A 24,236-nucleotide genomic window follows, 5' to 3' on the forward strand; every position below is an offset into this window, starting at 1 on the left:
AAACCTACCCTCCCTATGTCTGCTCGCTTGAACTTAACACGGCATTATACGCAACCGCACTATTAAAGTCCATGCCAATAACAAGGAATAAATAATATAAAAGACTTGTATTTTGATGCGAAAGCTGTTTTTAAAGTTTGTGAGGAAAATGTAACAACAAATAATTGTCTGACAAATCAAAATCTAAATTTTATCAAACCACGTTAAGCTGTCACTGTCTATATAACAACAGGAATAAAATCATGACTGAACCAAAAGCTGAACCAAAAAGTGTAGCTAAACCAAAGCCTGCGCTTAAAGAAGTCGTCGCAGAAAGCACTGAAAAGCTAGAGCAAGTGGCGAAAGAAGCATCAGAGCAAGTCACTGAAGCTGTAGTTGAGAGTAAAGAAAAGCTTGAGGCAGAAGCAAAGCAGTTGAATGCCAGTGTGCAAGAACAACTTCGCCAGTTTAAACAAGATTTGTTGCAGCGTTTAGAAACCATTAAAGGGCAGTTGGCAAATTCTCAAAAAGATATCTCAGAGCTAAAAGAGTTTGTGAAAACTGAGTTTACTGCAGTTTTAGATGATTTAACTAAACTGGGCAAAGAGCTAAAAGGTGATGTCAGTGAAATTTCGGTGAAACATAAAGACCAGTTAACAGAAACCTTTAAGCGCTCTAAAGAACACACTATAGATGCATGGAATAAGGTTTCGAGCAAGTAATCTCCATGTACAAGGCTCAAGATTAAGTGAATAAAAAAGTGAGGTCATGGCCTCACTTTTTTATTGATCGGATTTATTTGTCTGGATTAAAACTGATGCAACCAATCACGTTTATTGTGAAAGTCAGCTTGTTGGCCGCTATGCTGCATGGCATAGAACTGTTCACCTTGTGAGGTATTCAACACTGCAGATAAGCCTAGATATAGGTCAGCCCATTTCAGTTTGTGTTGCAACATAAATTCAGTCAAATCAATGCTGACATTTAAACCATAGTGGGTGCGCTTTAATTGATTGAGTTCAATATCGTAAGCAACCTGTGGTGGCATATCTTCAGGATAGCGATATTCCTCAAACTGATAGGCCTGCCAAGCTTGCGAGGGGGAGAGATTGATCTCGCGATAATAATCTTCGCCTTTTACCCCGATAAAGATTTCAAAACAGGTGTTTTCCCATAAAAAGTCTTGACGAGGATTTGAATTCACGACTTCGGGCCAGTGCATGTACACATTAGGGTCGCGTAGCCAAAAGCCGATATTGAGGGTATACGGGCTTTGTTGTTCGATCGCACCGACAAGCGAAATTGCTTGAAAACGACGATCAAATGCACTGAGTTCGTAACTTGCCATAAAAAAATTACAACTATTTTGCTGCGTGCGCGAAACGAACTAAGTTAGACAATTTGGCATTTTGTTTCGCCGCTTTTTTGTAAAGCAATGCAATTTTACCAATCGTTTGTACAATTTCTGCACCTGTAGTTGAGGCAATTTCTGCAATGAGTGCAGCGCGCTCTTCACGGTCTTCACCCGCGATTTTGACTTTAATCAATTCGTGGTCGTTTAAAGCACGTAAAATTTCTTCAACGACATTTTCAGTCAGACCTGAACCGCCAAGCATTACCACAGGGTTTAAAGCATGACCGATTTGACGCAAACGCTTGCGTTCCTGAATGGATAAAGTCGCCATAAAGATAACCTAATTTTAAAAACGGCTTAGTATAACAAACTGCGAAATTAAACGCTTTATATTCTGTGGAAATAATCGATTTAGATAATAGAAAAAAACAACTAAAACCCAAGATTTGGATACAGATGTATACTGCAAGCCTAGAGAATTTAACGTACAATTAAGTTTAAGAAGTTTTAATGTTTTAGAGAATATGGCAACACGCATTACCAACCAAAAGTTATCCAAAAGTAGCCGTGCGTGGATGAGAGAGCACCTTGATGACCATTATGTGAAAAAAGCGCAAAAAGAAGGTTATCGAGCACGTGCAGCTTATAAGTTACTTGAAATTCAAGAAAAATATAACATCATTCGTCCAGGCATGACCGTGGTTGACTTGGGTGCTGCACCTGGAAGTTGGTCACAAATTGCAGGAAAGCTGGTCGGTGATCGAGGATTGGTAGTTGCATCTGACATTTTGGAAATGGATGCACTTCCAGATGTGACCTTCTTGCAAGGTGACTTCCGTGAGCAAGAAGTATTCGATAAATTGTTAAATATTTTAGATGGACGTAAAGTAGACGTTGTAATTTCAGATATGGCCCCCAATACTTCAGGTAACAAGGCTGTAGATCAACCTCGCCAGATTTACCTCTGTGAATTGGCCATCGATTTTGCTACGAAAGTGCTCGGTCCAAATGGTCAATTTGTTGTAAAGGTATTCCAAGGTACAGGCTTTGACGAGTTCCGTAAGCAAGTAGTCGACAACTTTGATGTGTTAAAAACAGTAAAACCTGCTGCATCACGTGCCCGATCTAAGGAAGTATTCTTAGTTGGGCAAGGCCGTAAGAAGGCTTTCAAATAAAGTTTACTTGCCAAGTCGTTAAAAATTGTGCATTTTGTACCTTTTTATTATTTTGCGAAGCTGATCTTCAGCAGAAACTTTAAGGTCACCCGATAGGGCATGATCAAATTAGATTGATATGGGAATAAAGCTTTGAGCGATCTCTTCAAGAATGCCATATTGTGGCTAGTGATACTGGGCGTACTGATCCTTATTTTCAGTAACGTCAGTAGCAATGAAAAGCCGACAGCGATGAATTATTCAGAGTTTGTTGCTGCGGTGAATGCTGGTCAAATTAAGCAAGTGACAATTGATGGCGAACGAATTCATGGCCAAAAATCAAACGGTTCAGAGTTTGAAAGTATTCGTCCTGCGGTTCAAGACCCAGAGCTTATGCCTAATCTGATTAAAAATAACGTTGTCGTTGAAGGTACTGCACCTGCACGTCAAGGTTTATTGATGCAACTTTTGATCGCAAGCTTCCCTGTACTTTTAATCATTTTGTTATTCATGTTCTTTATGCGCAACATGGGTGGCGGAGCAGGTGGTAAAAACGGTCCAATGAGTTTTGGTAAGTCAAAAGCAAAAATGTTGGCAGAAGACCAAATTAAAGTGACTTTTACCGATGTCGCTGGCTGTGATGAAGCAAAGCAAGAAGTTGTAGAAATTGTTGATTTCTTAAAAGACCCTTCAAAATTTAAACGCTTAGGTGCAACGATTCCTAAAGGCGTGCTAATGGTGGGTCCACCGGGTACAGGTAAAACTTTACTTGCAAAAGCAATTGCAGGCGAAGCGAAAGTACCATTCTTTAGTATTTCTGGTTCTGACTTTGTTGAAATGTTCGTGGGTGTGGGGGCGTCTCGTGTCCGTGACATGTTTGAACAAGCGAAACGTCATGCGCCATGTATCATCTTTATTGATGAGATTGATGCCGTGGGTCGTCATCGTGGTTCAGGTACAGGTGGTGGTCATGATGAACGTGAGCAAACATTGAACCAAATGCTGGTTGAAATGGATGGATTTGAAGGTAATGAAGGTATTATCGTCATTGCTGCTACAAACCGTGCCGATGTACTGGATAAAGCTTTACTCCGTCCAGGTCGTTTTGACCGTCAAGTAATGGTTGGCTTACCAGACATTAAAGGTCGTGAGCAAATCTTAAATGTTCACATGAAGAAATTGCCTTCAGTGACAGGTGTTGATGTACAAGTGCTTGCACGTGGTACACCGGGTTTCTCGGGTGCACAATTGGCGAATCTTGTGAACGAAGCTGCACTTTTTGCTGCGCGTCGTAACAAGAACACTGTCGATATGCATGATTTTGAAGATGCAAAAGACAAGTTGTATATGGGCCCTGAACGTAAGTCGATGGTGATTCGTGAAGAAGAACGTCGTGCAACTGCTTACCATGAAGCGGGTCATGCGATTGTGGCTGAAATTCTACCGGGTACAGATCCTGTACATAAAGTCACCATTATGCCGCGTGGTTGGGCGTTGGGTGTAACTTGGCAGTTGCCTGAACATGACCAAACCAGCCACTATAAAGACAAAATGTTGAATGAACTTTCAATTTTGTTTGGTGGTCGTATTGCTGAAGAAATCTTTATCAACCAAATGTCGACAGGTGCTTCAAACGACTTTGAACGTGCAACTAAAATGGCACGTGCGATGGTCACTAAGTACGGTATGTCTGACAAACTTGGTGTAATGGTGTATGAGGATGATTCTCAGCAATCATTTATGGGCAGCATTGGCAGTCGTACCATTTCTGAAGCAACGCAGCAACAAGTAGATGCTGAAGTTCGCCGTATCATTGATGAACAATACCGTGTTGCACGTGACATCTTGGAAAATAACAAAGATATCGCGCATGCGATGGTAAAAGCTTTGATGGAATGGGAAACGATTGATCGCGAGCAAATTCGTGACATTATGGAGGGCCGTGAGCCACAACCACCAAAAGTGTATGTTGCAGAAAATCCTGTGATTGATGTAACTCCAACGGATGGTCCAAGCACACCACCGCCATTACCATCTGCAACTTAATTTTAAAAAGTTAAAATAAAAAACCACCTTCGGGTGGTTTTTTATTGCGTGACTTTTCACTATTGATGAAGAAAAATTAATACGAAAAAGTGAGGGAACACGTTAAGATAACAGAAGTTAAACTGGAGAATCTCACATGCAATTGATGGCTTTGCCGAAGAAAATTCTACGTTGTGGAAAGTTATCACTCGATCTATCGGTACCGCATGTGATGGGTATTTTAAATGTAACACCAGATTCATTCAGTGATGGCGGCCAGCATAATGGCAAAGCACAAGCGATTGCACATGCAAAACAAATGATTGCGGATGGGGCGACAGTTATCGATATTGGTGGTGAGTCGACGCGTCCAGGGGCATCTACGGTAGACGTTGAGGAAGAAATTCGTCGTGTAGTTCCAGTTGTGGAGGCCTTGGCTGAACTAGACGTGGTCATTTCGATTGATACCTCTCAACCTGAAGTCATTCAAGCTGCGGTCGCAGCAGGTGCGCATATCTGGAATGATGTGCGAGCATTAACACGACCGAATGCTTTAGAAACGGCAGCTGAACTGAAGATCCCAGTGATTATTATGCATATGCGTGGTGAACCGACTACCATGAATGATTTAGATCAATATGATAATGTCACTCTAGATGTGATGACAGAGCTTTCCCAGCGTGTGGCGGATGCACTTAAGGCAGGCGTCAAAGCTGAAAACATCATGATTGATCCGGGTTTTGGCTTTGCTAAAAATGCAAATCAAAACCTTAAGCTTTTAAAAGAATTCCACCAACTGAATCAGCTCGGGTATCCTATCTTGTCTGCATTGTCACGGAAGCGCTTTATCGGTGAAGCTTTAGGTGGGGCCGATGCAGGGCAGCGGGCCGTGGGTTCTGTAGCTGGGCATTTGCTGAGTATTCAACAAGGTGCGTGTATGGTGCGCGCACATGATGTCAAAGCCATGAGTGATGCGATCAAAGTTTGGCAAGCGATGAATATGGCTTAATGAGGCGACATACTGCGGACCTAATGATTTAATTTGAAAATTTGATCTCTATCAAATTTTTAGACGAGCAGCATTTTGAGATGCTGCTTTTTTATTTGGTGATTTGTTTGGTTTATGTTATACAGACTCGTTTTTTAAGTTTCCCATTTTGAGTGCCTGTATGTTTGCAGATTTACTTCTCCCTATGTTTGATGATGAATATTATCCCGATATTCTTGTTGCTGAAGTGAAGCAGCATGTTGAAATTTTTGCTAAAAAGATTGAAAAAGCGAAATCTGAGGGTGATATTTATCAATATGCCAATGCCACGGTGGCTGAAATTAATGAAATGAAGCCGCATTTTGAGGATCTAGATTCGTCTTTAGATGATTCTGCTGCCGATTTTATTGCTGAAGCGATGATGATGGTGGTGCAAGATGCTGGCTTTATGAATATTGAAATGGAAGAATTGGTGGTGAATAGAGAGTGGTGAGTCACACTCTCATTTAGTTCAGTCAGTTTTTGCTATAGGTGTTGAGATTGCTGTTACAGCTCATTTAAAAGATCGGTGAGATGACAACTTTGGTTTAAATATTCATCTTCAATCGTATCTACCGTCATGACGTATTCGCCTTCGACTATTTTAGCATTTGCGATGAGATTCAGCCAAAATTTTGGATGCTTTTTCATGAGTTCACGAGTATGCAGCTCATCTTTAGTGTGATTAAAGTTTAATTTAAAATGAGTATCTACTGATTTACACGCATGTAAATAGAGTTGGCGGTCTTTTTCAATAATCGTGCCCGCAAACATGTCATAAAACGTATCGCTATTTGTTTGTTGAGAGAGTGTTTCTGCATGACTGGTGTATGAAAAAACTAGGCTCAGGATGATAATGAGGGTGTTCTTTTTCATATTGTGATTGTTATGTGCTTCGATGCATAAATTATAGACATAAAAAAACCAGCATATTGCTGGATTTTTTATTGCACCATCTTAATTGGCTTAAGAATGGTGCCCGAGGCCAGACTCGAACTGGCACGCTTTGTGGGCGGGGGATTTTAAATCCCCTGTGTCTACCGATTTCACCACTCGGGCATGAGCGCAATAATAGAGGACGAAATAAAAGTTGGCAAGTCTATTTGTGATTATTTGCTTTCTTTTCAATCAATTCAGCGGTTTATGTTTAAAAAATAACAAAATTAGTATAACTACACTTGTTCAGGCTTCATAAAAGTGTCATCGACTTGAGATACGGATGTCATGTTTTTCGCATAAATTTCAAGTCCATATCGTCTTTAGGCAATCCACATGACAAAAAAAATGAACCGCCGAGAACTTATTCAAAAAACTTTGGCAGGATTTGGTGCTTTATCTTTACCTATTTCACTGACCGCTTGTGATGATGATGCCGACTCAAACACACAGCCCAACACGCAAGTGCAATTTTTGCATGGGGTTGCCAGTGGTGATCCTTTACAAACTCAAGTCATCATTTGGACACGCGTAACACCATTTGATAGCAGTGCGCGTTTAGAAGTGCAGTGGGATGTGGCAAAAGATGCAGACTTTAAACACATTGCAGCAACAGGAAAGGTGCTGACCACGGCTGCACAAGATTTTACTGTGAAAGTGGATGTGACGGGACTTGCTGCGGGGCAAGTTTATTTCTACCGTTTTAAATCGGCGTCGACATATTCAATCACAGGGCAAACCAAAACCTTGGCAACCCAAGTACAGTCAGTACAGTTTGCCGTATGCTCATGTTCAAATTATCCAGCGGGTTATTTCCATGTTTATAAAGAAATGGCCAAACAGGATGTAGATATTGTGATTCATTTGGGGGATTACATTTATGAATATGGCATGGGGGGCTATGCAACAGAAGAAGCAGTAGAGATGGGACGTGCGCTGGCGGATGATAATAATACAGAAATTATTCGCTTAGATGACTATCGCAAACGTTATGCTTTATACCGACTAGATCCAGATTTACAGGCTGCGCATCAACGTCATCCTTTCATTGTGATTTGGGATGACCATGAACTTGCAAATGATACATGGGAAAAGGGTGCTGAAAATCATCAGTCAGATACTGAAGGCGATTTCCTCGATCGTAAACTTGCAGCACTGGCAGCCTATTTTGAATGGATGCCAATCCGCCCGCTTTCTGAAAAAGATCATTTGAATATTTATCGCCAGTTTAACTTTGGTAATTTAGTGCAGTTGAATATGTTGGATACGCGAATTCTAGCGCGGAGTAAACAGTTAGATTATGCAGATTATTTAACTGCATCGGGTTTGGATGCTGTGCGCTTTACTACAGATATGCAAGACCCAAATCGAACGTTACTGGGGCTGAATCAACGCGCATGGTTAACACAGCAACTTGCGAGCTCAAAAGCCACATGGCAAGTTTTGGGTCAGCAGGTGTTAATGAGCAAAATGCTTGTTCCAGCAGAGATGTTACAGGTACTCAGTGCAATCAGTAGCGGAGCGTTAACTCCAGAAGTTTTGGAGCAGGTGAATCAACTGATTAAAGAATTGGTCGAAATAAAACTTCGTTACTTAAATAATGACCCTTCTTTAACGGTAGAGCAGTTGTCTCGCATTAAGACTGTGGTGCCTTATAATTTAGATGCGTGGGATGGTTATGCAGTTGAACGGGAGACGCTGTACGGCACACTGCAGTATTTGAATAAAAAAGTTGTAGTCTTGGCTGGTGATACACATAATGCTTGGGCTTCGGACTTACACGATTTAACAGGGCAGTTTGTAGGCGTGGAGTTGGCGACAAGCTCAGTTTCCTCGCCCGGTATGGAAAAGTATTTGTCTATTCCAATGCAACAACTCAAAGAATTTGAGTTTGCTTTTACAACCTTGATTGATGAGCTGAATTATTGCAATTTAAATCAGCGAGGCTACTTGAAAGTCAGTTTTACTGCTGAGCAAGTACAGGCAGATTGGATATTTGTTGATACTATTAAGCAAAAAGAATACAGCGTAGATGAAACACGATCATATCAAGTGATACTGGATCCAAGCTTATTGCTCGTCAGCAGTTTAAAGCAAACGGCATAAATGCTGTCTATAAAAAACCGAGCATCATTGCTCGGTTTTTTTATAATTTTTCATCAATATAACTATCCAGATCGAGATGTTTGATCTGTTTGCAATAAGCCTGTTCATACTTGAGAAGTTTTACATATAAATCTGCTTCATGTCCCAGTTGTATTTTTCTGGCTTGGTAATGGCTAGATTGACTCGAACTTAGACGTAATTTAAGGCGCGATTTGACCGTTTGCTTGTAGGCCCAAAAACAGATGCGTCTAAGTTGTTGTAGTTGATAATGCTCAAGCGACTGGCTATGGTCACGAAATAAATTTTCTTTATAGAAGCGGACAAAACCAAAGTTAACGCCAAAATAAAACAAGATCCACATCAGCAAACTGCTTTCAATGAACATTAAATTCAGCCCACTCAAGAGAATGACAGCTGCAAGCTTGATTGGTGCGTGACGTAACAGTTGATATAGCGAGTGTGATGAGTGTTTAATTTGTTTAATGACAAAGGGTAGCACCCACATGAGTACCAATAAAATACTAATAATGGCATAGCTCTGACTTTGAAATGCATCCAACTTTTCCAGATGATTTGAGAAAAAATTTTGTAAAATAAGGCTGATCGGAATAAAAATCATCACCGCCAAGCCCCAAGGAACGAGTTCCCGCCAGTCATCCAAAATACCACGTGTTTTGATTTGGCTATACAATAAAAAATTGCGCTTAAATGCAGCAGGGTAAAGGGTCTCTAATTGTTGCAGTAACAGTTGGACTTGTTTAGATTGCATCGTCAAAAAAAGAGCGTATGAAAAAATAGCCTTTACTATAGAGGATTTGCGTCGTTATCGTGCAAAAAAATACGATAATCAGAATATTCAGTGTGAAATGATGAAGAATTTAATTTTTTCATGTCGAATTATGCGAAAATAGACGATTCAATTTTTTTGTCTAAGGGCAGTTTATGACTGATCATTCTCCTGAATCTTTAAGTGATATCGAAATTTTAGACATTTTGCAGTCTATGAAAGACGATGTACTTGATACAGAGGCAAAAGAAGAGATTCGTAAAGGTGGTAAAGCGGGTCGTCAAGAAGCACATAAACTTGCGATTGTGGCTTTGCATCAGTCTTTTGAAAGTAAATTTGTTGAAGCTGTAGCTTTGGCATTGGGTCTTAATGATGCCCAAGCCAAAAAAATCCGCTATAAGAAAGACCGCATTCGTATTTTAAAAGTACGTGGGATAGACTACATGGCGATTGATGGTGCGGAAACGGCACAAGTCTTGTCACAAGTTGCGCAAGCCATTGTTCGGGAAGATGCGACCGTGACCCATGATTTGCATAACATCTTCCCATTTTGGAAAGAAGGCTGGCCAATGGTTCAGTTTGACAGCGCATATAAAATTTTATCTGAAGATATTAGCATTCACTATCAAGCGACTTTAGATAAATTGCTTGAATTGTATGGTCGTTAAGATCTTCGTCTCAAAAGCACCTTCGGGTGCTTTTTTATGGCGCTATATTAGCTATGAAAAATCCAAGCCAGTAATAAGCTGATGGGCCAAATGAACAGTCGCCACCATGTAATGAGTGGATTCCAAAAATACTGTCCAAAAGAAAGAGTATCGTTAAAGCTGCGTTGTTCACGTTCATAAGCATAAGGAGTAACTCTCCATGCCAAAATTAGTAAAACAATCGCACATACGATCAGCAGTGTGTGGCTGTATTGGGCAAAATAATAGTAAATCAGATAAAGCGCAGAATAAAAGAAAGTACATGCCAACACAGCGGGCAATGAAAAAGACATAAGCTTGACTCTGTTGTATTGTTATATCAAGGCATTATAAATGAAAATACCCGATGTGATACATCGGGTATTTATTGATTGTTGAGCTTACTGTTCCTTATCACTCAGTGTGGGTATTTGATTAACCCAGTGTTGAGTAAAGTGGGAAAATACCAAAGATCATCGCTGTAACCAGCATCACTAAACAGGTAATCACCGCCCATTTGATGGTAAATTCTTGGTGTTCACCGAAGTTAATTCCTGCCAACCCACAGAGTAAGTAAGTCGATGGAACCAAAGGAGACAGTAAGTGTACAGGTTGACCGACAATCGATGCGCGAGCCATTTCCACAGGAGTGATACCGTAGTGTCCAGCAGCTTCAGAGAGTACAGGTAGTACACCAAAGTAGAAGGCATCGTTTGACATAAAGAAGGTTAGTGGCATGCTAATCACAGCTGTGATTGGCGCTAAATACGGCCCCATACTTTCTGGAATAATGGCAACCAATTCTTGGGACATGGCCTCAACCATACCTGTACCAGATAGAATGCCAGTAAAAATACCTGCTGCGAAGATAATCCCGACTACAGCTAAGGCACTGGCAGAGTGGTTACCCACCAAACGCTTTTGCATGTCTAAATCAGGATAGTTCACCACCAAGGCAATACACAGCGCAACCATGAACAGAATAGCCGCAGGTAAAACACCCATGACTAAGCAGACCATCAAGACCAAAGTCAATAGAGCGTTAAACCATCTTAAGTGGGCACGGTTAGCTTCAGGTTCTTGTGAAATTTGAATGCTGTCACCATGACTAATATCTAATTCCACAATACCAATGCGTTTACGCTCCATACGGCCATACATAAAGCCGAGGAAGTATAACCAGCCAATTGCAACAAGCATTGGTAAAATCATTGGAACAAAGACATCGTTTGGATCGACATGCAATGCAGTTGCAGCACGTGCCGTTGGTCCACCCCATGGGGTTAAGTTCATGATGCCACTCGCAAGCATCATTAGACAGGCCATAATTAAAGGGCTCATACCAATACGCTTATACAGCGGTAGCATTGCGGCAACACAGATCATATAAGTGGTTGAGCCGTCGCCATCTAAGGAAACAATTAAAGTCAGCGTAATGGTACCGAGGGTCACTTTTAAAGGATCGCCTTTAACCTGTTTTAAAATCCACTTCACTGAAGGGTCGAATAGACCCGTGTCGATCATAATTGCAAAATAAAGAATTGCGAAAAGGAGCATTACGCCCGTAGGAGCGAGCTTTTTAATGCCTTCCATCATCATATTGCCAAGTTCAGCAATATCGAATCCAGCAAGGTTGTCAACAAAGAGACTTAAAACATAAGTAAGTAATGCAAAAATAATAGGGATTAAAGTTAAAGCAACAAGAGCGCTCAGTCGTTTGGACATGATTAAGTACATGAAGCACATAATCATGCCTAAACCTAAAATGGTCAGCATGGATCAATCCTTTGAACGTGTTAAGTCTGTTTATTCATCAAGTGACAGCGATAGTATGCAATTCGCCATGATTTTTAAATGCTCTTAAACATATGTGATTTTTTGTTCTATTTTTCTAATAAATAATATATATCTATAAAGTATGGTTAAGATACTTATTCTGTATAACTCTATGCCGCTAAATTTGAAAACAAAAAAACCTTGCAGTTGCAAGGTTTTGATTTAAAGAGATGCTTCTATTCTTCGACTGTTTTGGTTTCAGGCTGTAGTGTATCTTCAAGTAAGCGTGTGACTAAAAGTTGGTCAATCTTAAAATGATCGACATCGACCACTTCAAATTTAAAGCCTGCGTACTCTACGGTATCGGCAGGACGTGGAATTTTGCGCAGACGGTACATCATAAAACCAGCCAAAGTTTCATAATTTTCTTCATCTGGCATTTCATCGATTTCAAGCGCATGCTTCATGTCTTCGATCGGTGTGCTGCCGTCAATTAACCATGAATTATTATCACGTTTAATAATTTGTTGTTCAGCTTCAATAGGGGTGACCCAGTCGCCCATCACCGTAATCATAATGTCCGACAGGGTGATAACGCCAACGACCAAAGCATATTCGTTAATCACCACAGCAAACTTTTCTTTGGTGGAGCGAAAACGGTCTAACAACTCGGACAAGGTTAATGTGTCTGGAATAGTGAGAACATTACGAATGGTATTTTCATTGAGTTGGAGTAAAGATTGATTATTCAGAATACGGACCAAAATGTCTTTGGCGTCTACATAGCCAATTACATCGTCAATATTTTCACTACAGACTAAAAACTTAGAATAAGGATATTCAGCCAATTTTTGACGGATGCTGGCTTCGGATTCATTTAAAGTAAAATACACCACGTTTTCACGTGTCGTCATACTTGAAGGTACGTTACGCTCCTCAAGTTCAAATACGTTTTCAATGAAATGGTGCTCTTGCTTTTGTAGGACGCCAGCTTGCGCACCAGCATCCATCACCGCAGAAATATCATCAAAGGTAATGTTGTCATCGCGAGTGGTATTCACTTTAAACAGGCGGAATAACAAGTTGGCAACGGCATTAATAATCCAAGCCAAAGGTTTGCAAACCTTAATAAACACCTGAATGGGGTTAATCACCGCAATAGAGATTTTCTCTGGAGCAATCATGGCCAAACGTTTTGGCATGAGGTCGGCAAACAAAATAAACAGCGAGGTCACTAAAGTGAAAGATAAAGCAAAGCTAATGGTTTCAGACCAAGGGCCTGTATAAAAACGAGAAACAAAGCTCATAAAGTAAGGACGAAAAGCCCCTTCACCTAAAATACCGCCCAAGATCGCCACTGCATTTAAGCCAATTTGTGAAGCGGCAAAGAAGTCAGCAGAATTTTCTTGTAAATTCAAAACTTTCTGTGCGCGATCATCGCCCGACTCCGCCAAGATTTTCAGCTTGACCTTACGTGCTCCTGCCAGTGCAATTTCTGTCAGAGACAAGAAACCCGCCCCAGCAATCAGGATCAGAATGATAACTATGTTTTGAAAAAGGCTCACGGAATCCACCTGTGATTCATCGTTATTATGAATATTTTTAACACAAAAAAATAAAGACAGTAATGACTTACTGTCTTCTATCATACCTGAGTTATTGGTATGAAAATGAATTATTTAGAGCTTGAATGTTTAATAATGTGAGAATTGCGAGTTATTGCCTAAAAACTCACGATTTTCTTCCTCAATCATTTGACGTGCCACATATAAAATGAGTTGTCTGAGCCAGCGATGTGCAGGATGATGATGCAACAGTGGACACCATGCCATTTTCAATTCAAATTCTGGAATATAAAAAGGTGGGTCTTTAATCAGGAGATTTTGACTTTTGGCTTGTAGGCGTGCGATACGGGTAGGTAAAGTTGCGACCAAGTCTACATTTGAAGCCAATAGTGCAGGCATTTGATAGTGGCGAGTAAAGACCGAGATTTTACGCTTTTGCCCAATACGCTCTAAAGCTTGATCAATCCAACCTAGGCCTGCTTGTTTTTCAGGGTTAACACCAAAACCAACGCCCATACCTGTTTTAGAGACCCAAATATGCTGCGCATCAAGATAACTTTTTAGGTTTAAGTTGTTAGCAGCGGGGTGTTTCCCGTTGAGTAAACATGAAAAACTGTCACGCCAGACCAAAACTTGGTGGAAGCTTTGTGGAATTTCATTGAATCGGTTAATGGCGAGATCAACTTTACCTTGTTCCATATCACGATATGACACATCACTTGGGGTTAAGAAGTCTAAGACCACATTGGGTGCTTCTGAACGCAGTGCTTTAACGAGGCGGGGAACTAAGGTTGCTTCGGCATAGTCCGAAGTCATAATACGGAAAACACGATTTGACGTATAAGGACGGAACTCGGTACGAGGTTCCAAAATCATGGAGAGGTCAGAAAGAGCGTCACGTATGCGGGGTTGTAATTCTAAAGCTCGTTCGGTCGGCGTCATACCTTCAGAAGAGCGAATGAGCAGGGGATCATTAAATAAGTTACGAAGACGACGCAGAATATTACTCATTGCTGGTTGGGTGACACCCAATTGTTCAGCTGCTCGGGTTACATTTTTTTCGCGTAAAAGTACGTCTAAGTAAATTAAGAGGTTTAGATCAACCCGCTCCAGATTCATAAAATAAATACCGAGAATAAAATCATGAAATTATTTGCATTATGCCATAAGCCATCGGGCTTGTGTAATAAACTGACGAAAAAAAAAGCATGGGATTGTATAAAGAACACCCCCTTCATTTTCTCAGAAAATGGGTTTTTATGTTTAGACATAGAGGACATATTGGTCCTAAATAATGTCCTAAAGGATATGAATCAAGTCTGAAATTACTGTCTAAAAAATGGCTTATGACTGGTCGAATAAAAGCGTGATAAGTATTCCTTTTGCAGAATTTTGAACTATTGTCATTTCGGCCAAATTAAGTATTGATTTTCAGCTAGGCCTGCTTTTTTCAACGGCCGAGACTTAAGTCTAATGAAAAAATATTCGACAATGTGTGTATTTTTTATGTTTATTTCATTTTATTTAAATTCAATAATAACAAATACTTGGGTTTGATTTATCGAAATATAATTAGACTTTTATCTATATATTTTTTAAATAAATACTGAAAATTAATGCAGAATATTGGATTAATTTTTTCTGTCAATCTAATCTGTATTCATCGCAACGAAGCGCTCTAAATCTAAGCAAAAGCTTGAGGGTCTGATTTTAGCTTTTCGTTGAAGAAAATCCTAATATTATTACAGGAAATATCATGACTACATATCAAACAGCGATTGATGCAATCCGCGAATTAAAAGCAAAATTCGGTAACACATGGGCAGACATCAGTCCTGAAGATGCTGCGCGTATGCAATTACAAAACCGTTTCAAAACTGGTTTAGACATTGCTAAATACACAGCTGCGATTATGCGTCGTGATATGGCTGCTTATGATGCCGATTCTAGCAAATACACTCAATCATTAGGTTGCTGGCATGGTTTCATCGCACAACAAAAAATGATTGCGAACAAAAAATACTTCGGTACTACTGAACGTCGCTACATCTACCTTTCTGGTTGGATGGTTGCTGCACTTCGTTCAGAATTTGGTCCACTTCCTGACCAATCTATGCACGAAAAAACTTCAGTTCCTGCATTAATCGAAGAAATCTACACTTTCTTACGTCAAGCTGACGCTAAAGAATTAAACGATTTATTCCGTGCGCTTAAAAAAGCACAGGAAGCTGGTGACACTGCTAAAGCTACTGAAATCACTGCTCAAATCGACAACTTTGAAACTCACGTTGTGCCAATTATTGCTGACATCGACGCTGGTTTCGGTAACGAAGAAGCAACTTACTTACTTGCTAAGAAAATGATCGAAGCTGGTGCTTGTGCACTACAAATCGAAAACCAAGTATCTGACGCGAAACAATGTGGTCACCAAGCTGGTAAAGTAACTGTTCCGCACGAAGACTTCATCGCTAAAATCCATGCATTACGTTATGCATTCTTAGAAATGGGTCTTGACGACGGTATCATCGTTGCACGTACTGACTCTGAAGGCGCTGACTTGACTCAAAAAATCCCAGTGGTTAAAGAGCCAGGCGACATCGCTTCTCAATACATCAGCTACTTAGACACAGTTGAAATTGACATTGCTGATGCTCAAGAAGATGAAATCTTGATCAAACGTAATGGTAAATTACACCGTCCTAAGCGTTTAGCTTCTGGTTTATATCAGTTCCGTGCTGACACTCAAATTGACCGTGTTGTGCTTGACTGCGTATCTAGCCTTCAAAATGGTGCGGATCTTCTTTGGATCGAAACTGCGACTCCAAACGTTGAAGAAATCGCTCACATGGTTAACCGTGTACGTGAAACAGTTCCAAATGCTAAGCTTGTTTACAACAACAGCCCATCATTCAACTGGACGTTAAACTTCCGTCAACAAGCTTACGACCGTTGGGTTGCTGAAGGTAAAGACGTTTCTGCTTACGACCGTGCTAAATTAATGAGCGCTGAGTACGATGCAACTGAATTAGCTGCTGATGCTGATGAGAAAGTACGTACATTCCAAGCTGATGCTTCTCGTGAAGCGGGTGTGTTCCATCACTTGATCACACTTCCTACTTACCACACTGCTGCTCTTTCTACTCATGAGCTTGCACAAGGTTACTTCGGTTCTGAAGGTATGTTGGCTTATGTTGCTGGCGTACAACGTAAAGAAATCCGCGGTGGTATCGCTTGTGTTAAACACCAAGCAATGGCTGGTTCTGACATCGGTGATGATCACAAAGAAATCTTCTCTGGTGACAACGCTCTTAAAGCGCACGATGATGCTAAAAACACAATGAACCAATTCGCTGCTCACTAAGCACTGAACTGATTCAAAAGAAAACCCTGCGAAAGCAGGGTTTTTTTATGACTTAATTTTGGGCTTGTTGAACAGTTTGAACGTGAAATATTGAACAAAAACATTAAGGCATCAGAATCAGCAGCCATACAATAAAGATAATACTTAAAGAAACAAACTGCGCAGCACTGCCCATGTCTTTGGCATTTTTTGAAAGCTCATGACGCTCCAGTGAAATACGATCCACAATCGCCTCAATCGCTGAGTTGAATAACTCAACAATAATTGCAAGTAAACAGACGGCCACCATGAGAGCTTGTTCTAAGTGACTGACATCACAAAAAAAACTTGTTGGAATCAGAATCAGGTTAATCAGCAGGACTTGGCGAAAAGCTGCTTCGTGCGCAAATGCAGCTTTAAAACCTGAAATAGAATAATGTGTTGCATTAAAAATACGCTTAAAACCTGACTTGCCTTTGAGTGGGGAATATTGGCTCATACCATCAACCATCTTAAAATTTCAGCCACAATACATGATCTATATTAAAAGTCACTTAATTATAGTATTCAAAAAGTGCTTAATCTATGCACACCTAAAATAAGGCGAAAGAGATTAAAAAGCCTGCTTTTAATCTCTAGAGTTAAAGGATGGATATGGGTTTGACGTAAACAAGATGTTTCAATGTTTGGTTTAGTTTATATATGACTTATTCTATTTTTTCAAAAAAGCATCTGCTGCTTGACGCCCCAAAGCAGGATCATCAGTAAAGACACCATCCACTCCAGCTTTAAAGAAAATTTCAAGTTCTGCCAGCGCGCCATTTTCGCACTTTTCAGCGGCTATAGCGCTACAGTCTAAATAGTCTGGTAAGAAATTATTTTCAGGGCGTAGGGTATAAGGATGTACTTTTAAACCTACTGCGTGTGCATCGTTCACAAAACTGGTTGGGGGCGCCGGCTGAGTATTCGGCACGATATAGGTTTTACTTGGTCCGACACCATGTGCATAGCTTGCGACGTCTTTCAGCCCTTGAGGTGTTGCCATATCACTATAGCGGAGTGTTGATTTGGCAAGCACAGCATCGGCGGATTGTTCGGACTTACCGCCATAGAGTTGAATAATTTTGGCATGTCGAATCGATTTTAATTGATCTAACTGATGACGCATCTGTTTTAAGTTGCTGACTTCAAATGACTGGATATATATCGGTGCAATGTCACGACTATAGGTGTGTTTGGCCAGCGTGGTTAATAGGCGTTGCTCCATGGCTAAATTAAGACCTTGGAAATAGCTGGGATGTTTGGTTTCGATATACAGGCCTACAATTTTTCCTGTCTTTTTATAGTGTGCATCTACCAACTCAATAATTTCATCTAAAGTGGGCAGATCAAATTGATCATTATATTGTGCATTTGCTGGACGAATCTCTGGAATACGTTCTCGTGCTTTCAATTGCTTCAGCTCGTTTAAAGTAAAGTCTTCAGTAAACCAACCTGTGTAAGTCACGCCATCAACAACTTTACTGGTCTTCCGTTCTGCAAACTGCTGCAAGACGCTGACATTGGTGGTTCCACCGATTTCATTTTCATGGCGAGCGACTAAATAACCGTCGAGAGTTGGCACCAAATCAGGCTCAATAAAATCTGCACCATCATCAATTGCTTTTTGATAAGCGGCTAAGGTGTGTTCAGGGCGCAGTGCGCTGGCGCCGCGATGTCCAATAATAAGCAATGTAGGCTCAATGTATTTGGCATTGTTTGGCGGTGGCTGAGATTCTGCATTGTCTTTCTCATCATGATGACAGCCCAATAAGCCTAAAAAAATAAAACTTAATAATGTTCTTTTTAACATGTGTTCCTCAACATTTTATTGTGGTGTTGCGGACTCAGTGTTTAATTTTAATATCTCAGATCAATGACAAATTGCGAAAAATTACAGGATGTCATCAATTGGTCAAAAAGCTTTCTTCATAGTTTCTTCATATTTAGCTTTAATGTTCTATTTCATGTTGTTAAATCTTGTTTTTTAATGATTCGTCGTAGAAGATCAAGCATGAAGTGATAACCAGTTTCTAGATCTAGCCTCAGACCCAAGAGTACCGCAGACCCATGCTGTCTAAATTTTTTATTCATCGTCCAATTTTTGCTGGTGTGCTGGCGATTATCGTGATGGCATTTGGTTTATTTGCCACATTTCAACTGCCTGTAGAGCGCTACCCAGATATTGCACCTCCTCGAATTACGGTGAGTGCAACATATACGGGTGCATCGGCAGAAACGGTGGAAGAGAGTGTGACTCAGGTTTTAGAACAACAAATTAAGGGGATTGATCATTTACTGTATTTTAGTTCGAGCAGTGACTCAAATGGTCGTAGTCGAATCAGCATTAGTTTTGAAAATGGAACTGACCCAGATACCGCTCAGGTGCAAGTTCAAAATGCCATCAATGGAGTGATTAACCGTTTACCTGAAGATGTGCAACGTCAAGGAGTAAATGTATATAAGTCGCTTGGCGATACGCACATGGTGATTGGTCTATATGACCAAACAGGCAAAAGCAGCAATATTGCACTGTCTGATTATATGATGACGCACTTGGAGCAAGATTTAGCCCGTATTGATGGGGTTGGCGAGGTTGATGTTTTTGGCGCGCAGTATGCCATGCGCTTATGGCTGAATCCGCACAAGCTGCGTCAATATGGCCTGATGCCGAGTGATATCCGAGCGGCGGTTGAAGCGCAAAATACGCAAGTGGCCGCAGGTGCCATTGGCGAGTTGCCCAGCCTATCCGATCAATATTTAAATGCCAAAGTCACCTCAGGTACACGTTTAAAAACCGTTGATGAATTTGAAAATATCATCGTCAAATCGACGCGTGATGGTAGTTTTATTTATTTAAAAGATGTCGCACGGGTGGAATTAGGCGCAGAAAATTATCAGTCGTTTAATACCATCAATGGCTTTCCTTCAGCAGGTATGGGGATTTCACTGTCTTCAGGTGCCAATGCATTGGCAACTTCAGCGTTGATCAAACAAGAAGTGGGTCGGTTATCTTCAAAACTTCCTGAAGGTTATCAAATTGTTTATCCACGTGATAATACCCCTTTTGTACAAGAGTCGATTAAGGAAGTGGTCAAAACACTGTTTGAAGCAGTGCTTTTGGTGATAGTGGTCATGTTTGTTTTTTTGCAAAACTGGCGCGCGACACTGATTCCGACTATTACTGTGCCTGTTGTAATTTTAGGCACGCTGGCCATTTTGTATGTGCTCGGGATGAGTATCAATACCTTAACCTTATTTGCATTGGTCTTAGCCATCGGGCTTTTGGTAGATGATGCGATTGTGGTGGTGGAAAATGTTGAACGGCTGATGCATGAACAGCAGATGAATGCTCAACAAGCTTCAATTGCATCGATGCAGGAAATCAGTGGGGCATTGATTGGGATTACCTTGGTATTAACCGCGGTTTTTATTCCCATGGCTTTTTTCGGTGGTTCAACAGGAGTAATCTACCGTCAGTTTTCAATGACCTTAGTTGCAGCTATGGCACTATCGCTGCTGGTCGCATTGATCCTAACGCCTGCACTGTGCGCCTTAATTTTAAAGCCCAATGATAAATCGGCACGATGGGCAACTTGGTTTAATCTGAAGTTGGATCAGTTAAAACATCGTTATTTAAAGTTGAGTACGCAGACCATTCAGCACAGTAAAATCATGCTGGTGGTTTTTGTGGCGTTCATTGCCGTCTTTGCGCTGTTTTATCGTGCTTTGCCGACCAGTTTTATTCCCAGTGAAGATCAGGGTATTTTAAGTGTCCAATTTAAACTGGCCGATGGTGCACCACTGAGTCAAAGCCGTGTGGTAGGAGAAGAAATTCGCCAATACTTTTTAGATCAAGAACAGACCAATATTAATTTGGTGATGATCCGTTATGGGCGTAATTTCTCGGGAACAGGACAAAATTTAGGACAAGGTTTTATTGCGCTCAAACATTGGGATGAACGTAAAGGAACAGAGAACTCCGCACAGGCGATTCGAGAGCGGGCGATTGCTCATTTTAAATCGCATCGAAATGCGCAAATTAACGTGAATATGCCATCTTCAGTTAGTGGGTTAGGGCAAACCGATGGTATGGAGTTTTGGATACGTGATATCAATGGCGAAGGTCGTGCTTATTTAGAAGCACAGTTCAAAACTTTGCAGGATGCTTCCAAGCAGTATTCTAGTTTTAGCAATTTAGATAAACGTTCTAACCCTGATAAAGCCGAGCTCAAAGTAGATGTAAACCAAAAGCAAGCTTTGGCAAATGGACTCAGTCAGACCGCTATTAATAGCACCTTATCTAGTGCTTGGGGCGGAAGTTATATCAATGACTTTATTGACCGTGGTCGGATTAAGCGGGTAATTATGCAAGGGGATGCCGAATTTCGTTCAAAACCTGATGATCTTCAAGCGTGGACCGTACGTAATGATCTGGACCAAATGATTCCTTTTACAAATTTTGCCCAAGTGTCTTGGAGTGGAGGCCCTGAGGTAGTGAATCGCTTTATGGGCTACACTGCACTAGAAATGGAGGCAGATACGGCACAAAATGTCAGTTCTGGTCAAGCCATGCAAGACGTTCAAGATATGGTACGAGGGCATGATGGTATTGATTTGGCATGGAGTGGATTATCGTTCGAGGAAAACAAGTCCAATAACCAAGCATTACTACTGTATTTGGTTTCCATAGGCTTTATCTTTTTATGTCTTGCGGCACTTTATGAAAGTTGGAGTATTCCAACAGCCGTCATGAGTGCGATTCCACTAGGTATTGGCGGCAATATCTTGTTCAGTTATCTGACGGGCTTTCCGAATGATATTTACTTCCAAATTGCCTTGCTGACCACGATTGGTTTGTCCTGTAAAAATGCGATTTTAATTGTGGAGTTTGCTTCATTGGCACAGCAAAAAGGCCAGACTGCAATTGAAGCTGCGTTGGAGGGGGCAAGCTTGCGCTTACGTCCGATTTTAATGACATCTTTGGCTTTTGGGGCAGGAGTGACCCCTTTGGTTTTTGCCTTTGGTGCAGGGGCGGCAAGTCGTCAGGAAATTGGGGTGAGTGTACTCGGTGGCGTGATCTTTGGCACGGTGTTGGTGTTGCTGTTTATTCCTTTAATGTATGTCTTGGTTCGCCGTGTGTTTCATGGACGAACACCTCAGGAAGAAGTCTAAAATTGAATCTGAATGATTCGTATGGCAGCGTATAGGCGCAAAGCAAATCTTTAACCCCCTTAGGCTGAAAGTCCTGACATTTAAAGATCCTTTGCTATACTCAGAAAGATTAAGAAGAACAATATTTGAGTGGTGTATGCCAAATCTGTCATTTTCACAGCAAGCATTCGAAGAGCAATTAAATCAGCCTGATAACCATATTTTTATCCAAAGTCTGAAACACTATAGCCCTGCGGATCTGGCTGATATTTTAATGGGCCTACCTATCAATGCCCAAATTCGGCTATTGGAACAATTGCCACAAGCCAGTTATGTCTTTGAGTTTTTAGCATTAACCGAGCAGCAGCAGCTAGCAGCGCAATTGCCTCAGGCTTTGCTGGTGAAGCTATTGGCTCATATGCATTCGGATGACCGTACCGATTTATTTCAAAGCTTAGCGCAGGACGTTCAAGGTCATATTTTTCCGCAGTTAGATGCGCATGTTCAAGCCCAGCTGAATGATTTAATGCACTATCCAGCTGAGTCTGCGGGTGCAATTATGAGCACCGAAGTCATTACGGTACATGCCGAAATGACCATGCAACAGGCAATTCAGCATATACGACAGCATGCAGCGGAAAGTGAAACTTTATATCTCATCTATGTGACCGATGCCTCGCGTTATTTACACGGGGTGATTTCGCTGAGACAAATCATCCAAGCCCCACCTGAGCAATCTATTGGACAGGTTATGACCAGTCATGTCATCACGGGGTTGGTCAGTGAGGATCAAGAAAGCATTGCACAGAAACTGGCTCATTATGATTTTATGGCTTTGCCCATTGTTGATGAGCAGCAGCGTTTATTGGGGATTGTGACATATGACGATGCAATGGATGTGGTACAACAAGAAACCACAGAAGATATTCTAAAAAGTAGTGCGGTTACGGCCAGTCCACAGATGAGTATTAAAACGGCTCCAATCCTCTTACTGTATAAGAAACGGGTATTTTGGTTGGTATTTCTGGTCTTTGGCAGTTTACTTTCAGGGTTAGGAATTGCCCACTTTGAAGACTTGATTGCGACACATATCGTTTTGGTATTTTTCCTTCCTTTACTGGTAGGAAGTGGAGGAAATGCGGGGTCCCAGTCCGCCACTTTAATGGTACGTGCACTGGCAACCGGCGACGTACATTTTAAAGACTGGTTTTATTTGCTAGGGCGTGAAAGTCTAGTTGCACTGTGCTTGGGTGGAACCATGGCAACGGCGGTTTCCATTTTGGGCTATTTCCGTGGGGACATTATGGTCGCCGTAGTATTGGCATTGAGTATGATGGGCATTGTGTTGATGGGTTGTCTGATTGGTATGAGCCTGCCGTTTATCTTAAACCGCATGAAACTCGACCCTGCTAGTGCATCTGCACCTTTGGTCACCTCAATTTGTGATGCGTCAGGCGTGGTGGTATATCTGCTGATTGCATCGCAAATTCTGACCTTGTCATAAGCTTATAAGCAATTGTTTCAGCACAAAGTTAGCACAGAAAAAAGTCATGAAAAGAATCATAATTCAGGGGTTTTATGATGTTAATGTGGTTGAAATAATGGAGGTCAGTAAAAACATGCCTGAATCCTTAGAACAAAAAAAAATGAGCCAGCAAGATGTCATTCGTTTAGAGCGTGATTTGGCCAAATATGCCAATATGATGGATTCTGTGGTGCGTATCCCGTTCACAAAGCAGGGAGTTGGTGCTGATGTCGCATTGAGTACTGTTCCGATTGCTGGGGATATCGCAGGTTTTGCCCTTACTTGTTATGCCATTTATAAAGCCAAGCAAATTGGCGTGCCGCAAGAGAAATTGAGCCCAGTATTGAAGCTGGCTATGATTGACGCTGTGGTCGGTTTTATCCCAGTCTTAGGGACACTGTTTGATATATTTATACGTCCGAGTCGTAAAGCACTAGATGTTGTTCATGATCATATCCGGGAAGAATACCAAATTCGTTCTGAGCATCATGTGACTCATCCTTTTCTTCATGAAAAATTGGAAAAGAAACAGCAACAGTCCACATTTTGGCGAAATCCTGTGGTGGCATGGCTTTGGCTACACATCCCCGATTTATTTGGCCTGATCTTTTTGGTGTGTTTTATGGGCTTATTGTGGTGGGGTGGCAGTGTGATGTGGCATTGGCTACAGGGACTAAGTTTAGGATAGCCGCTGATGAAGTTTAAAGGTCAAATTACGGCGAATTTGCCAGCGATTGATTTAGCATGCACTGCTACATTTTACCAAGATTTGGGCTTTGATCT

The 24,236-nt window shown here is 41.1% G+C and carries 21 protein-coding genes and 1 tRNA gene; 11 read left to right on the forward strand and 11 right to left on the reverse strand.

Annotation, left to right across the window (positions count from 1 at the left end; all coding sequences use genetic code 11):
* Nucleotides 1-242: 242 nt before the first annotated feature.
* Nucleotides 243-701, forward strand: a complete 459-nt coding sequence (locus CDG62_RS07030) for a hypothetical protein (RefSeq protein WP_087526322.1) — start codon at nt 243-245, stop codon at nt 699-701.
* A gap of 86 nt (nt 702-787) precedes the next feature.
* On the opposite strand, the gene CDG62_RS07035 is transcribed toward CDG62_RS07030, so the two are convergent.
* Both CDG62_RS07035 and yhbY read right to left on the reverse strand, forming a co-directional pair.
* The gene (locus CDG62_RS07035) at nt 788-1,327 is read right to left on the reverse strand and encodes a DOMON-like domain-containing protein (RefSeq protein WP_087526321.1); all 540 of its coding nucleotides are present in this window, start codon (nt 1,325-1,327) and stop codon (nt 788-790) included.
* Nucleotides 1,328-1,340: 13 nt separating this feature from the next.
* The gene (gene yhbY, locus CDG62_RS07040; RefSeq protein WP_087526320.1) at nt 1,341-1,664 is read right to left on the reverse strand and encodes a ribosome assembly RNA-binding protein YhbY; all 324 of its coding nucleotides are present in this window, start codon (nt 1,662-1,664) and stop codon (nt 1,341-1,343) included.
* A gap of 193 nt (nt 1,665-1,857) precedes the next feature.
* On the opposite strand from yhbY, the gene rlmE reads away from it, so the two are divergent.
* The 4 genes from rlmE (at nt 1,858) to CDG62_RS07060 (ending at nt 5,993) form a co-directional block, all read left to right on the forward strand.
* Nucleotides 1,858-2,508: a 23S rRNA (uridine(2552)-2'-O)-methyltransferase RlmE gene (rlmE, locus tag CDG62_RS07045; protein ID WP_087526319.1), complete on the forward strand. Its 651-nt coding sequence runs from the start codon at nt 1,858-1,860 to the stop codon at nt 2,506-2,508.
* Between the two features lie 132 nt (nt 2,509-2,640).
* Entirely contained in the window at nt 2,641-4,533 is a 1,893-nt protein-coding gene (gene ftsH, locus CDG62_RS07050) for an ATP-dependent zinc metalloprotease FtsH (protein WP_087526318.1), read from the forward strand.
* 136 nt (nt 4,534-4,669) lie between these two features.
* Nucleotides 4,670-5,521, forward strand: a complete 852-nt coding sequence (folP, locus tag CDG62_RS07055; RefSeq protein ID WP_087526317.1) for a dihydropteroate synthase — start codon at nt 4,670-4,672, stop codon at nt 5,519-5,521.
* Between the two features lie 160 nt (nt 5,522-5,681).
* Nucleotides 5,682-5,993: a DUF5713 family protein gene (locus CDG62_RS07060; protein WP_087526316.1), complete on the forward strand. Its 312-nt coding sequence runs from the start codon at nt 5,682-5,684 to the stop codon at nt 5,991-5,993.
* Between the two features lie 53 nt (nt 5,994-6,046).
* On the opposite strand, the gene CDG62_RS07065 is transcribed toward CDG62_RS07060, so the two are convergent.
* Both CDG62_RS07065 and CDG62_RS07070 read right to left on the reverse strand, forming a co-directional pair.
* Nucleotides 6,047-6,415 carry a hypothetical protein gene (locus CDG62_RS07065; protein ID WP_087526315.1) on the reverse strand — a complete coding sequence of 123 codons (369 nt, stop codon included), beginning with the start codon at nt 6,413-6,415 and terminating at the stop codon, nt 6,047-6,049.
* 97 nt (nt 6,416-6,512) lie between these two features.
* Nucleotides 6,513-6,598 (reverse strand) — tRNA-Leu (locus tag CDG62_RS07070).
* Between the two features lie 213 nt (nt 6,599-6,811).
* Between CDG62_RS07070 and CDG62_RS07075 the strand changes: the two genes are divergently transcribed.
* Nucleotides 6,812-8,581 carry an alkaline phosphatase D family protein gene (locus CDG62_RS07075; RefSeq protein WP_087526314.1) on the forward strand — a complete coding sequence of 590 codons (1,770 nt, stop codon included), beginning with the start codon at nt 6,812-6,814 and terminating at the stop codon, nt 8,579-8,581.
* A gap of 40 nt (nt 8,582-8,621) precedes the next feature.
* On the opposite strand, the gene CDG62_RS07080 is transcribed toward CDG62_RS07075, so the two are convergent.
* Nucleotides 8,622-9,350 (reverse strand): hypothetical protein, encoded by a 729-nt coding sequence (locus CDG62_RS07080; RefSeq protein ID WP_087526313.1) that lies wholly within the window; start codon nt 9,348-9,350, stop codon nt 8,622-8,624.
* A 173-nt stretch (nt 9,351-9,523) separates the two neighbouring features.
* Here CDG62_RS07080 and CDG62_RS07085 point away from each other — a divergent pair, with 173 nt between their 5' ends.
* A complete protein-coding gene (locus tag CDG62_RS07085; RefSeq protein WP_087526312.1) occupies nt 9,524-10,036 on the forward strand; it encodes a hypothetical protein in 513 nt (170 codons plus the stop codon).
* 47 nt (nt 10,037-10,083) lie between these two features.
* Here CDG62_RS07085 and CDG62_RS07090 read toward each other — a convergent pair whose 3' ends face one another.
* The 4 genes from CDG62_RS07090 to CDG62_RS07105 form a co-directional block, all read right to left on the reverse strand.
* Nucleotides 10,084-10,368 carry a hypothetical protein gene (locus CDG62_RS07090; RefSeq protein WP_087526311.1) on the reverse strand — a complete coding sequence of 95 codons (285 nt, stop codon included), beginning with the start codon at nt 10,366-10,368 and terminating at the stop codon, nt 10,084-10,086.
* 121 nt (nt 10,369-10,489) lie between these two features.
* Complete coding sequence (locus CDG62_RS07095) at nt 10,490-11,830, reverse strand: CitMHS family transporter (protein ID WP_004982682.1); 1,341 nt, start codon at nt 11,828-11,830, stop codon at nt 10,490-10,492.
* 236 nt (nt 11,831-12,066) lie between these two features.
* Nucleotides 12,067-13,395, reverse strand: coding sequence for a hemolysin family protein (locus CDG62_RS07100; RefSeq protein WP_087526310.1), 1,329 nt, complete (start codon nt 13,393-13,395; stop codon nt 12,067-12,069).
* Nucleotides 13,396-13,524: 129 nt separating this feature from the next.
* Nucleotides 13,525-14,514, reverse strand: coding sequence for a LysR family transcriptional regulator (locus tag CDG62_RS07105; RefSeq protein WP_087526309.1), 990 nt, complete (start codon nt 14,512-14,514; stop codon nt 13,525-13,527).
* Nucleotides 14,515-15,151: 637 nt separating this feature from the next.
* On the opposite strand from CDG62_RS07105, the gene CDG62_RS07110 reads away from it, so the two are divergent.
* Nucleotides 15,152-16,756: an isocitrate lyase gene (locus CDG62_RS07110; protein ID WP_087526308.1), complete on the forward strand. Its 1,605-nt coding sequence runs from the start codon at nt 15,152-15,154 to the stop codon at nt 16,754-16,756.
* Between the two features lie 103 nt (nt 16,757-16,859).
* Here CDG62_RS07110 and CDG62_RS07115 read toward each other — a convergent pair whose 3' ends face one another.
* Nucleotides 16,860-17,234 (reverse strand): diacylglycerol kinase, encoded by a 375-nt coding sequence (locus CDG62_RS07115; RefSeq protein WP_087526402.1) that lies wholly within the window; start codon nt 17,232-17,234, stop codon nt 16,860-16,862.
* Nucleotides 17,235-17,447: 213 nt separating this feature from the next.
* Entirely contained in the window at nt 17,448-18,587 is a 1,140-nt protein-coding gene (locus tag CDG62_RS07120) for a glycerophosphodiester phosphodiesterase (protein ID WP_087526307.1), read from the reverse strand.
* Nucleotides 18,588-18,844: 257 nt separating this feature from the next.
* Between CDG62_RS07120 and CDG62_RS07125 the strand changes: the two genes are divergently transcribed.
* The 3 genes from CDG62_RS07125 to CDG62_RS07135 all read left to right on the forward strand — a co-directional run bounded on the left by CDG62_RS07125 (nt 18,845) and on the right by CDG62_RS07135 (nt 24,141).
* Entirely contained in the window at nt 18,845-21,949 is a 3,105-nt protein-coding gene (locus CDG62_RS07125; protein WP_087526306.1) for a multidrug efflux RND transporter permease subunit, read from the forward strand.
* 136 nt (nt 21,950-22,085) lie between these two features.
* Nucleotides 22,086-23,432 (forward strand): magnesium transporter, encoded by a 1,347-nt coding sequence (gene mgtE, locus CDG62_RS07130; RefSeq protein WP_087526305.1) that lies wholly within the window; start codon nt 22,086-22,088, stop codon nt 23,430-23,432.
* A 115-nt stretch (nt 23,433-23,547) separates the two neighbouring features.
* Complete coding sequence (locus CDG62_RS07135; RefSeq protein ID WP_087526304.1) at nt 23,548-24,141, forward strand: DUF4112 domain-containing protein; 594 nt, start codon at nt 23,548-23,550, stop codon at nt 24,139-24,141.
* Nucleotides 24,142-24,236 lie beyond the last annotated feature (95 nt).

The organism is Acinetobacter sp. WCHA55 (assembly GCF_002165305.2).
In the GTDB taxonomy this organism is placed as follows: Bacteria; Pseudomonadota; Gammaproteobacteria; order Pseudomonadales; family Moraxellaceae; genus Acinetobacter.